11 protein-coding genes are annotated in these 11,386 nt (G+C 68.0%); 7 read left to right on the forward strand and 4 right to left on the reverse strand.

The genetic code is table 11. The annotated features are described in order from the left end of the window. Positions 1 to 78 precede the first annotated feature (78 nt). Together ACFVWG_RS14650 and ACFVWG_RS14655 are read left to right on the forward strand one after the other, a co-directional pair. Positions 79 to 2,706: a phosphoenolpyruvate carboxylase gene (locus tag ACFVWG_RS14650; protein ID WP_391543747.1), complete on the forward strand. Its 2,628-nt coding sequence runs from the start codon at positions 79 to 81 to the stop codon at positions 2,704 to 2,706. Further along, positions 2,706 to 3,503, forward strand: a complete 798-nt coding sequence (locus tag ACFVWG_RS14655) for a biotin--[acetyl-CoA-carboxylase] ligase (RefSeq protein ID WP_391543748.1) — start codon at positions 2,706 to 2,708, stop codon at positions 3,501 to 3,503. Before ACFVWG_RS14650 ends, ACFVWG_RS14655 begins: the two co-directional genes overlap by 1 nt. A gap of 96 nt (positions 3,504 to 3,599) precedes the next feature. On the opposite strand, the gene ACFVWG_RS14660 is transcribed toward ACFVWG_RS14655, so the two are convergent. Continuing rightward, on the reverse strand, positions 3,600 to 4,994 hold the full coding sequence (locus tag ACFVWG_RS14660; RefSeq protein ID WP_391543749.1) for an OFA family MFS transporter: 1,395 nt from the start codon (positions 4,992 to 4,994) through the stop codon (positions 3,600 to 3,602). 113 nt (positions 4,995 to 5,107) lie between these two features. On the opposite strand from ACFVWG_RS14660, the gene ACFVWG_RS14665 reads away from it, so the two are divergent. Then, the gene (locus ACFVWG_RS14665; RefSeq protein WP_391543750.1) at positions 5,108 to 5,710 is read left to right on the forward strand and encodes a PH domain-containing protein; all 603 of its coding nucleotides are present in this window, start codon (positions 5,108 to 5,110) and stop codon (positions 5,708 to 5,710) included. Between the two features lie 68 nt (positions 5,711 to 5,778). Here the strand turns inward: ACFVWG_RS14665 and ACFVWG_RS14670 are convergent, their stop codons facing one another. Next, on the reverse strand, positions 5,779 to 5,988 hold the full coding sequence (locus tag ACFVWG_RS14670) for a hypothetical protein (protein ID WP_391543751.1): 210 nt from the start codon (positions 5,986 to 5,988) through the stop codon (positions 5,779 to 5,781). 102 nt (positions 5,989 to 6,090) lie between these two features. Further along, a complete protein-coding gene (locus tag ACFVWG_RS14675; RefSeq protein ID WP_391543752.1) occupies positions 6,091 to 6,930 on the reverse strand; it encodes an alpha/beta fold hydrolase in 840 nt (279 codons plus the stop codon). 62 nt (positions 6,931 to 6,992) lie between these two features. On the opposite strand from ACFVWG_RS14675, the gene ACFVWG_RS14680 reads away from it, so the two are divergent. After that, the gene (locus ACFVWG_RS14680; RefSeq protein WP_391543753.1) at positions 6,993 to 7,622 is read left to right on the forward strand and encodes a TetR/AcrR family transcriptional regulator; all 630 of its coding nucleotides are present in this window, start codon (positions 6,993 to 6,995) and stop codon (positions 7,620 to 7,622) included. On the opposite strand, the gene ACFVWG_RS14685 is transcribed toward ACFVWG_RS14680, so the two are convergent. Then, positions 7,605 to 8,162 carry a GtrA family protein gene (locus ACFVWG_RS14685; protein WP_391543754.1) on the reverse strand — a complete coding sequence of 186 codons (558 nt, stop codon included), beginning with the start codon at positions 8,160 to 8,162 and terminating at the stop codon, positions 7,605 to 7,607. The two genes, ACFVWG_RS14680 and ACFVWG_RS14685, sit on opposite strands and share 18 nt — an antisense overlap. A 143-nt stretch (positions 8,163 to 8,305) precedes the next feature. Between ACFVWG_RS14685 and ACFVWG_RS14690 the strand changes: the two genes are divergently transcribed. From ACFVWG_RS14690 to ACFVWG_RS14700, 3 genes are all read left to right on the forward strand, one after another. Next, positions 8,306 to 9,478, forward strand: coding sequence for a 5-(carboxyamino)imidazole ribonucleotide synthase (locus ACFVWG_RS14690; protein ID WP_391543755.1), 1,173 nt, complete (start codon positions 8,306 to 8,308; stop codon positions 9,476 to 9,478). Positions 9,479 to 9,502: 24 nt separating this feature from the next. Continuing rightward, on the forward strand, positions 9,503 to 9,988 hold the full coding sequence (gene purE, locus ACFVWG_RS14695; RefSeq protein ID WP_391543832.1) for a 5-(carboxyamino)imidazole ribonucleotide mutase: 486 nt from the start codon (positions 9,503 to 9,505) through the stop codon (positions 9,986 to 9,988). A gap of 75 nt (positions 9,989 to 10,063) precedes the next feature. Then, complete coding sequence (locus tag ACFVWG_RS14700; RefSeq protein ID WP_391543756.1) at positions 10,064 to 11,281, forward strand: MFS transporter; 1,218 nt, start codon at positions 10,064 to 10,066, stop codon at positions 11,279 to 11,281. Positions 11,282 to 11,386: the final 105 nt, after the last annotated feature.

Genomic DNA, 11,386 nt, shown 5'->3' on the forward strand with positions numbered 1-11,386 from the left:
CAGAAACGGTCACGATAGGCATCCAGTTGGCGGACTTGGCAGGGCGCGAGCTGGGCGCGCCCGCTAGGGTGGGCGAACGTGACCGAGACCGGTAGTGAGACCCGTACCCGCGCGCGGTTCGAGGTGCCCGAAGAGCTTCGGGCCGACGTTCGTCTGCTGGGTGAGATCCTCGGAAAAGTGCTCGTCGAGTACGCCGGTCAGCCGCTGCTCAACGATGTCGAGAGGCTGCGTGAGCTCACCATCGCCGGTGACGGCGAGGCAGCCGAGCAGCTGGTCGCCTCCTGGCCGCACGAGCGGTCCGAGGACGTGGCCCGCGCGTTCAGCTGCTACTTCCACCTGACGAACCTGAGCGAGGAGCTGCACCGCGCCCGCGTGCTGCGCGAGCGCGACCGGAGCGACAACGCCCTGGTCACCTCGGAGCTGGCCCAGGCCGTCCAGCAGATCTCCCGCGACAGCGGTGAGCAGCAGGCGCGTGCATTGCTGACCGGGCTGGAGTTCCGCCCGGTGCTGACCGCGCACCCGACCGAGGCCCGTCGCCGCGCGATCCTGGCGACGATCCGGCGGATCTCCGGGCTGCTCGAGGAGCGGCACGACCCGCGCGCCGGCGACAGCGAGCTGGCCGAGAACCGGCGCCGCCTGGTCGAGCAGGTCGACATCCTCTGGCGGACAGCGCAATTGCGCGAAAGTCGTCCCTCGCCCCTGGACGAGGTCCGCTCCGCGATGGCCGTGTTCGAGGAGACTCTCTTCGACGTGGTCGGCAACGTCTACCGGCGGCTCGACGACGCCCTAGCCGGTGAGGCCGCCGGTCTGCGTCAGCCCGTGGTGGCGCCGTTCGTCCGCCTCGGTTCGTGGATCGGTGGTGACCGGGACGGCAACCCCAACGTCACCGCGGCGATCACCCGCGAGGCGATGCAGATCCAGGCCGACCACGTCCTGCGCGCACTCGAGCAGGCGACCGACAAGCTCGGCCGTTCCCTGACGCTGGACGCGGCGACCACTCCGCCGTCCGCGCCGGTACGGCGGATCCTGGAGGACGCCCGGGCGGTCAACCCGGAGCTGATCACCGACATCGAGGAGCGGTCGCCGTCTGAGCCGCACCGCCAGCTCCTGCTGCTCGCAGCGCGCCGCCTGGCCGCTACGCGCTCCCGTGACGCCGACTTCGGCTACCCGCGCGCTGCTGACTTCCTGCACGAGCTCAAGGTGCTTCAAGACTCGCTGGTCGGCGCAGGTGCACCCCGCCAGGCGTACGGCGATCTGCAGCAGCTCATCTGGCAGGTGAACTCGTTCGGCTTCCACCTGGCCGAGCTGGAGGTCCGTCAGCACTCGTCGGTACACGCCAAGGCGCTCGAAGAGGTGCTCGGCGCCGGTGAGCTGTCCGACCAGACCGAAGAGGTTCTGGCGACTCTGCGGGTCATCGGACAGATCCAGCAGCGCTTCGGTCCCGAGGCGTGCCGCCGGTACGTCGTTTCGTTCACGCGCAACGCCGGTGACCTGGCAGCCGTCTACGAGCTGGCCGATGCGGCTCTCGACGGCCGTCCGATCGAGCTGGACGTCGTACCGCTGTTCGAGACCGGTGAGGACCTGCAGAACTCGGTAGAGGTCCTCGACAACGCCATCCAGCTCACCCGGGTCCGGCACCGCCTCACGGCGAACGACCGGCGCTTCGAGGTCATGCTCGGCTACTCCGATTCCGCCAAGGACGTCGGCCCGGTCTCGGCGACCCTGGCCCTGTACGACGCTCAGGCGCGGATCACCGCGTGGGCGCAGCGCAATGCGATCCGGCTGACCCTGTTCCATGGCCGCGGCGGTGCACTCGGCCGTGGCGGTGGCCCGGCGAACCGTGCAGTGCTGGCTCAGGCCCCTGGCTCAGTGGCCGGTCGCTTCAAGCTGACCGAGCAGGGCGAGGCGATTCCGGCTCGCTATGGCAACGCACCGATCGCCCAGCGGCACATCGAGCAGGTGACCGCGGCAACGCTGCTCGCCTCCACTCCGGCGATCGAGGAGCGGGCAGTCGTGGCTGCCGAGCGCTTCGCCGTCATGGAGAAGACCCTCGATGAGGCGGCCCGTACGGCGTACCACCGGCTGGTCAAGGCGGACGGCTTCGCCGAGTGGTTCGGCCGGGTGACTCCGCTGGAGGAGCTCGGTCAGCTGCCGCTCGGTTCCCGCCCGGCTCGTCGTGGCGTCGCAGTGTCGTCGCTCGAGGACCTGCGGGCTATTCCGTGGGTGTTCGCCTGGTCGCAGGCGCGGGTGAACGCACCCGGCTGGTACGGCCTCGGCTCGGCGCTGGCCGCGGTCAACGACGTCGCCGTACTGCAGGATGCGAACCAGAACTGGCCGCTCTTCCAGGTGATGCTGGAGAACGCCGAGATGTCGCTGGCCAAGACGGACCGGCGCATCCTCGGCCGCTACCTGGAGCTGGGCGACCGGGCTGACCTGACCCAGCTGATGCTCGACGAGCACGCCCTCACCACCGAGTGGGTGCTCAAGATCCTCAAGCAGGAGCGACTGCTCGCCGGGCGCCGCGTGCTGGGCCGTGCGGTCGAGCTGCGCAACCCGTACGTCGACGCGCTCAGCTACCTGCAGTTGCGGGCACTCCGGACGCTGCGCACCGATGACACGCTCAGCGAGGAGCAGATCGTCCGGACCCGGCGGTTGCTGTTGCTGACCGTCTCGGGTGTTGCCGCCGGCCTGCAGAACACCGGCTGATGTTCGGCGACCTGGAACGGCCGCCACTCGACGCACGCTATCTGAGTGGACGGCTGGTGCGTCCCGGTTCGCTGTGGACGAAGATCGACGTACTGGACGACACGCCGTCGACAAATGCAGACGTGGCCAAGGCTGCGGCTGATGGTGCCGCTGAGGGCTTGGTGGTGCTCACCGAGTTCCAGTCCGCGGGCCGAGGTCGGCTGGGACGGACGTGGACGACACCGCCGCGTTCTGCGCTGCTGATGTCGGCACTGTTGCGTCCGACGGCGGTGGACCCGGAGCGGTGGCCGTGGCTCGGTCTGCTGGTGCCGTTGGCGGTGGCTGCGGCAGTGCGGCAGGTGGCGCAGATTCCAGCCCAGGTGAAGTGGCCGAACGACGTACTGGTCGAGGACCGCAAGCTGGCCGGCATCCTGCTCGAGCGGATCGACGGACCGGCGGTCGTTGTCGGCATGGGGTTGAACGTGACTCTGCGCGAGTCGGAGAAGCCGCATCCCGTGGCGACCTCGCTGGCGTTGGAGAACGCTGCCACGACGGATCGGGTCACCGTGGCAGCCGCCGTACTGCGTGAACTCGAGTCCCGCTACAGGAGCTGGCTGGATGACCCGACTGCGCTGCTGCCGGAGTACCGGGAGCTGTCTGCGACGCTAGGCCGGGCAGTCCGGGTCGAACTGCCGGACGGCACGTTCCTGGAAGGGACTGCGCGCGACCTGGCCGCTGACGGCCGTCTGATCGTGGACACCCCCGACGGAGAGCGGACACTCGCCGCCGGGGACGTCACACACCTTCGGACTAGTTAGTGAACAGCTTTGCGGCCGTGATCAAGGTCTGGATGATGCCGTAGCCGAGCAGTACGGCGATCAGCAGCCAGGAGATCACCAGGCGTGGGGTCTGGTTCATTGTGCTGCCTCCACGGTCGAGCCGGACTTCTCGTGGAACTTCGCCGCGACCGGCCGGATCAGCAGGTTGGCGATGAAGCCGACGGCCAGGACACCGACCATCGTGAACAGCGCCGGCCGGTAGGCGTCGGCCGTCAGCGTGCCCGGCTTGCCCTCCCGGTCGAGGAAGCCGTTCACGATGAGCGGACCGGCCACGCCCGCCACCGACCACGCGGTCAGCAGCCGGCCGTGGATCGCGCCGACCTGGTAGGTGCCGAAGAGATCTCGCAGGTACGCCGGGACTGTCGCGAACCCGCCGCCGTAGAAGGACAGGATGACCGCGGCGAGCAGCACGAACACCGCGGTGCTGTTGTGCCCGATCGTGGCCAGTAGGAAGTAGGCGACGATGCCGACGCCGAGGTAGATCGCGTAGATCGGCTTGCGGCCGATGATGTCGGAGGTGGTCGACCAGGCGAACCGGCCGGCCATGTTGAAGATCGACAACAGGCCGACGAAGCCCGCGGCGGCCGCCACCGCGACCGTGGACTTGCCGTCCGCGCCACGGAAGAAGTCCTGGATCATCGGGCTGGCCTGCTCGAGGATGCCGATGCCCGCGGTCACGTTGCAGAGCAGCACGACCCACAGGCACCAGAACTGCGGCGTCTTGATCGCGTTGGCAGCCGACACCGAAGACGTGGTGACGAGGGCCTTCTGCTTCACCTTGGACGGGTCGAAGCCGTCCGGCTTCCAGCCCTCGGCAGGAACGCGGATGTTGAAGACGCCGAACATCATGATCAGGAAGTAGCCGATGCCCAGCGTCACGAACAGCGCGACCAGCGAGCCGCCGTCGGCGAGCGACTTGCTGTCGTTCGGGTTGTAGCCGGAGTCGTACAGGCTGAGCAGTTGGCGCGACAGCGGGCTCGCGACCAGCGCGCCGCCGCCGAAGCCCATGATGGCCAGTCCGGTGGCCAGTCCCGGCCGGTCCGGGAACCACTTGATCAGCGTCGAGACCGGCGAGATGTACCCGATCCCCAGTCCGATACCGCCGATCACGCCGTACCCGAGATAGAGCAGCCAGAGCTGGCCGGTTCCGATGCCCAGGGCACCGACCAGGAATCCGGCGGCCCAGAAACAGGCCGACACGAACATGGCCTTGCGCGGCCCGCTGCGCTCGACCCAGGTACCGCCGATCGCGGCGGACAGGCCCAGCATCACGATCGCGATACTGAAGACCACGCCGACCGAGGTCAGGCTGGCATCGAAGTGCTTCACCAGCGACGTCTTGTAGACGCTGGTCGCGTACGCCTGGCCGATACACAGGTGGACGGCGAGGGCGGCCGGCGGGATCAGCCAGCGGCTGTATCCCGGTGGAGCCACCGTGTTCTCCCGATCGAGAATCGACAAGATGCTCATGGATCGCATCCTTGTGTACCTGTATGCAATGTGGGAAGTGTTTTGCTCTGTCTTTTGCCTGATCGTGTCGAGGGAGCAGGACAACGGCCCCTCGGAACTGTGAGACTGAGGCCATGGCGATCTCGGCGAAATTGTTGGGCGAGGACGAGTACGTCGTCGTCAGCACCCGGACCCACTGGAAGGCGCTGATCTTCCCGGTGTTCCTGCTCCTGGTGGTGGCCGGTGGCGGCGGTTTCCTGGCCGCGATCGTTCCGGATGGCGGAATGCAGACCCCGGCCCGGATCGCGATCCTGGCCGTCGGCGTGGTGCTGCTGGTGGCGTTCGCCGCCAAGCCGTTCCTGAACTGGTTCTTCTCCACCTACACGCTGACCAACCGCCGGCTCATCACCCGGCACGGCATCCTCACCCGCACCGGCCGCGACATCCCGCTGATGCGGATCAACGACGTCTCCTACGAGCACGGCCTGGTCGACCGGATGCTCGGCTGCGGCACGCTGAACATCGAGTCCGCCGGAGAACGCGGCCAGGTCGTCCTGCCCGACGTACCGCATGTCGAGCACGTGCACCTGCAGATGTCCGACCTGCTCTTCGGCGGCCCGGAGGGCCGGCCCGGCGACGGCATCCTGGACGACGAGCAGCCGCCCGAACACATGCGCCGCAAGGCCAAGCCGGACGACGACGGCGAGGGCGGCACCATCTTCAGCTCCGACCGCTGAGCTCCGAAGGCGCCGCCCTGGCTGCAGGAGCAGCGCCGACTGGATGCAGCGCCTACTGAATGCAGCGCCTACTGAATGAAGAGCAGCCAGTCGCCTGCGGGGCGGGTGCGGCAGCTGTAGTCCCAGCCTTCACGCTGGTAGGTCTGGCCTGCGTCGACGCAGGCGAACTTGGAGGGATAGGTGCCGACGTGGGTCCAGGCGAAGGCCGGGAGAGCAATCCCGGTCAGGGCGGCGCCTGCGGCAACGATGGTCAGGGCTCGCACAGCGTGCTTGCGCATCTGCGGGTTCCTTCCAGGGGGCGAATTGCTGATGCCCTGAAGGATTTCCCGGCCGCACACACCGCACAAGCGACAACTGTGGCCAGTACCAGCAGATGTCTACTACCGGACAGCTGGGACGAGGAAGTCCCGCAGGGATGCGGCGACCTCGGCCGCGGCCGGTCCCGGCAGGTCCGGTGCGTTGTGCCCTACGCCGCTGAACTCATGTGCTTGGGCATGAGGGATCGTGCGCTCCAAGAATGCGCAGCCGCCCTGCAGGTAGCGGGGCGAGCGGTCGCCGTGCAACAGCAGCGTGGGTTGAGAGATCGCGCGATACCGCTCGCCGTCCGACGACATGGCCTTGGCGACACGGAAGTCGTACGGCAGGGTGCGCATCAGCTCGGCCAGTTCGGCGCGGGCTTCCTCGCCACGAAAGAGGCCTTGGGCAACTAATGTGCTCAGCCAGATCGGCAGCAGCGCGAACGGCCCGCCGATCTGGAGGTGCTTGCCGGTGAGCGCCATCGCCTTGACGTACTGGTGTTTGCTCAAGGCACGGTCCAGCTTCGGCGTCCAGTCGAGCGGGAGTGAGTTGTTCAGCGGGACGGCCGGGTCGTAGGCCGCCACCGCACGCAGCTCCGGGGTCCGCAGTGCGTACTCAAGCACGACCAGACCGCCGAAGCTGTGGCCGAAGACCACCTCGGCGCCGGCAGCCTGCGCGACCGCGGCCAGGTCGGCACACTCCGTCTCGATCGAGTGGTCCAGTCCGTGCGGACCGCTGCCGCCTCGGCCGCGACGATTCATCACGTGGACGGTGAAGTCGTCGGCCAAGGCGGCAGCCAGCTCGCGATAGTGCTGTGCGGCCCGCCCGCCGCCCGGCACGACCACGAGACCCGGCCCGCCGCCGGTGACCTCGGACGTGATCAGCGTGCCGTCGGCCGATCGCGTCGTACGGGAAGTTGTCATGATTCGAGCGTAGCCATAATTTTGGACCGAGTCCACTTTTTGGGTCGGGTACAGTCCTGGCTGTGGTGGAGAGACTGCGCGAGCGGAAGAAGCGCGAGACCCGGCAGGCGATCGCGGACGTGGCGACGGGGTTGTTCGCCCGCGACGGGTTCGACGCGGTGACGGTCGCCGACGTCGCGCGCGCCGCGGGAGTGGCGAAGATGACCGTCTTCAACTACTTCGCGCGCAAGGAGGACCTGCTCTTCGACCGGTACGACGATCTGATCGGGCTGGTCGTCGAGGCGATCTCGACCCGGCCGACCGGGCAGAGCGCGGTCGCCGCCGTCCGCGACCTCTATCTCACGCTGACCCGCGAGCGGCACCCGCTCGGGAGCTTCCTGCCGACCGCGCCCGCGTTCTGGGACATCGTGGCCGCGAGCAGCGCGCTCAGGGCACGCCGACGCGAGTTCTCCGACGAACTGCAGAAGGCCCTGGCCGAACTGCTGGCCAGTGAGCGCGGCGCGCCCGCGGGCGACCCGACCGCGCGGACCATGGCCGGCGCGATCGTGGTCGTGATCAACACCGTGACCGACGAGGCGATCCGGCGGATGTCCGCCGGTGAATCACCCGACGCGGCAGAGGCCGCGCAGTTGGCCCTGATCAACGCTCAGTTCGCGCTGATCGAGCCCGCGGAGTCAGCGAACGACCGGTAGGTCCCCGGTGTCCGGATCCAGGTCGGCGGTGGTGACCGGGGTGTGCGGGTGCTCGATCTCGTCGAGGGCGATCTCTTCCTTGAAGACGAACTTGCGGTACGACCAGAAGCGGAAGAGCGTGCCGAGGCCCAGGCCGACGAAGTTCGCGGCGATGTTGTCGGACAGCCAGCTGTGCTGGTCGAGCACGTAGCGCGAGAAGGCGAGGCAGCCGGCGGCGATCAGCAGGCCGATGCCGTTCAGCACGAAGAACAGCACGTACTCACGGTGCAGGCCGCTGCGCTCGCGGTGCCGCCAGGTCCAGTACCGGTTCCCGAAGTACGTCGCGACCGTGGCGATCGTGGTCGAGATCAGCTTCGCGGTCAGCGGCTTGTGGTGCAGCATGCCCTCGCCGGAGTCAGCGAGCACCAGAGGGTTGTCGAAGACCAGCCAGTTGTAGATCGGCAGGTCGACGACCAGACCGAGCAGGCCGACCAGACCGAACTTGGCCACTTCGTGCACCAGGTGCTCGACCTGGCGGTACAACTTGGTGACGAGCTTCAACGGTCTCCGGCACTTTCTGTGATCAAGCCGCAACAGCGGGGGGCACTCCCACGGTACCCGGGGACATGTCCACGGCTGAAATCGTGCGCGTGCCCAGGTGGCCGCCGTACGGCTGGTGATATCTGGACATTAGGCTCCCGTTCGTGAAGTTTTCGCGAGATGAGTTGCCGGTCGGCACGCCGGTGGTCGGCATGGTGGGCGGCGGGCAGTTGGCCCGGATGACGCAGGAGACCGCGATCGCGCTCGGCGTGCAGCTCCGCGTGCTGGCCGAGGGACCGACGGTTTCGGCCGCGCAGGCGGTCGCGGACGCGCCGGTGGGCGACTACAAGGACCCCGAGACGGTACGGCGGTTCGCCGCGGAGTGTGACGTGGTCACGTTCGACCACGAGCACGTGCCGACCGATCTGCTCCGTGCGCTCGAGGCGGAGAACGTAAAGGTTTTCCCGGGACCGGATGCGCTCGTGCACGCGCAGGACAAAGCGGTGATGCGGAGCCGCCTCGACAGCTTCGACGCGCCGTCGCCGGCGCATCAGGTGGTCGCGTCGGCCGCTGAGGTGGCTGACTTCGCCAAGCGGGTCGGTGGCTTCCCGATCATCCTGAAGACCACGCGCGGCGGGTACGACGGCAAGGGGGTCTGGTTCGTCGACGGGCCGGATGACGAGGCGATCGCGGTCGCCTTCGGCAGCGGCGTACCGATCCTGGCCGAGGAGAAGGTCGACTTCGTTCGCGAACTCTCTGCGATCGTGGCGCGCTCGCCGCACGGGCAGGCGGTCGCGTATCCGATCGTCGAGTCCGTCCAGCGTGACGGGATCTGCGTTGAGGTCACTGCTCCTGCCCCCGGTCTGGCGCCGGAGAAGGCCGCTCAGGCTCAGCAGACCGCGCTGCGGATCGCTGGTGAGCTTGGCGTGGTCGGCATCCTCGCGGTCGAGATGTTCGAGGCGCGGGACGGGCGGCTGCTGGTGAACGAGCTCGCGATGCGGCCGCACAACACCGGGCACTGGTCGATCGACGGCGCGGTGACGTCGCAGTTCGAGAACCACCTGCGCGCGGTACTGGATCTGCCGCTCGGGTCGCCCGCTGCGCGAGCGCCGTACACGGTGATGGTGAACGTACTCGGCGGGGACGTCGAGGACATGCATCGCGGGTTGCTGCACTGCATGGCGCGCGATCCGGAGCTGAAGGTTCACTTCTACGGGAAGTCGGTGAAGCCGGGCCGCAAGGTCGGCCACGTCACGGCGTACGGCTCCTCGTTGGAGGAGACGCGGGAGCGCGCGCGGCATGCGGCGGCTTATCTGACCGGCACGATCGATGAGTAGGAGCTTTCTGTGATTGGGATCGTGATGGGGTCGGACTCGGACTGGCCGACGATGAAGGCGGCCGCCGAGGTGTGTGTCGAGTTCGACGTGCCCTTTGAGGCAGACGTGATCTCCGCGCACCGGATGCCGACCGAGATGATCGACTACGGACGGTCAGCACACGAGCGAGGGCTCAAGGTGCTGATCGCCGGTGCCGGTGGCGCTGCGCACCTGCCGGGCATGCTCGCGTCGGTCACGCCGTTGCCGGTGATCGGCGTACCGGTGCCGTTGAAGTACCTCGACGGAATGGACTCGCTGCTGTCGATCGTGCAGATGCCGGCCGGGGTTCCGGTCGCGACCGTGTCGATCGGGAACGCGAAGAACGCCGGGTTGCTCGCGGTCCGGATCCTGGCCGCGTCGGACGAGAAACTGCGGGACAAGATGATCGCGTTCCAGGAGTCGTTGGCCGAGGTGGCCCGGGCCAAGGGTGCTACCGTGCGTGACGGGGCCGCAGACCTCCGTAAATCATGAGCTTTAGTCGGTTTTTCACCGGCTTGGTGGGGTAGTCGTCAGGTCCCACCCATTTGTCGTCTAAGGTCGTCGATCGTGACTCCGCCCGCTGATTCGGACACGCAGCGCATCCCGGTCCGTTACTGGATCTGGCTGTTCGGTGCTGCCGTGTCGCTGCTCGGCGACCTGACCATCACGTTCGCGATCGGTTGGTCGGCCAGCAAGCACGGCGGCAGTGTGGCCGGTCTGATCCTGCTGCTCGCCGCCGCACCCCGTGCTGCGCTGCTGCTGGTCGGCGGCGCGATCGGCGACCGCTTCGGCGCTCCGCGCGTGCTGCTGATCAGCTGTATGGCGATGTTCGTCGTCACCGCAGCGCTCGTCCCGGCGACGCTCGCGGCGGGTGAGCCGGTGTGGTTGCTGGTCTGCCTGGCCCTGGTCGTCGGTGTGATCGACGCGTTCTTCCTGCCGTCGTCCCGCGCCATGCCGCGGCTGCTGGTGCCGCCTGAGCAGGTTCCGCGCGCGCTGGCCAGCTTCCAGGTGACGGGAGTCATCTTCGCCGTCACCGGTACGGCGGTTGGTGGCGTCCTCGTCACCTGGTCCGGGCTCACCGCGGCTGCCGCGTTCGACGCGATCACGTTCGCGATCATGATCGCCGTACTGCTGATCCTGCGGACGTCGACCGCTGCCGCGCCGCCGAGCCAGGCAGGCATCTTCAAGTCGATCGCCGAGGGCCTCCGAATCGCCTTCGGCAAGCCGCTGACCCGCGCGCTGCTGATCACGATGACGCTCGCGGCGGGCCTCCTGATGCCGATGGACTCACTCGTCCTGCCGCTGCTCGCACGTCACCACGAGTGGGACGCGAAGACCGCCGGCCTGGTGATCGCGACCCGCAGTCTCGGGGTCGGCGTGGTCTCGTTCCGGATCCTGATCCGCGGCGCGTTCCAGCGGCCGGGTGTGGTCGCGATGCTCGGCCTGTTCGGTGCCGCGATCGGCTACTTCGGCCTGTCGCAGGTCGACTCGATCCCGCTCACCATCGCCGCCGCGATCATCAGCGGTATCGGCGTCGGCGCCTTCACCGGCCACGTCCTGCCGCTACTGATGAACTCGGTCGAACGCGGCTACCAGTCCCGCCTGCAGTCCGTCATCGTCCTCTGCCAGAGCCTCGCCCTGGTCGTGATGAACCCAGTCCTCGGCTGGATCTCCGACCAGTCCGTCGGCATCACCGGCGTCTGCCTAGGCATCGGCATCGCCGTAGCCCTCATCGGCACAGTCGCCCTCAGCCGCCGGGTAATCCGCACCGCCACCGTCTCCTGACCCACCCCCGCCCCATTTGGTGGGCTGACCCATCTGGTTGTGGGTGAGCTAGTCGCATGCGGTTGGCCCTCCCACCACCTGGTGGGCTGACCCATCAAATGGGAG

The sequence above is a fragment of the Kribbella sp. NPDC058245 genome (assembly GCF_042882005.1).
Lineage (GTDB): Bacteria > Actinomycetota > Actinomycetes > Propionibacteriales > Kribbellaceae > Kribbella.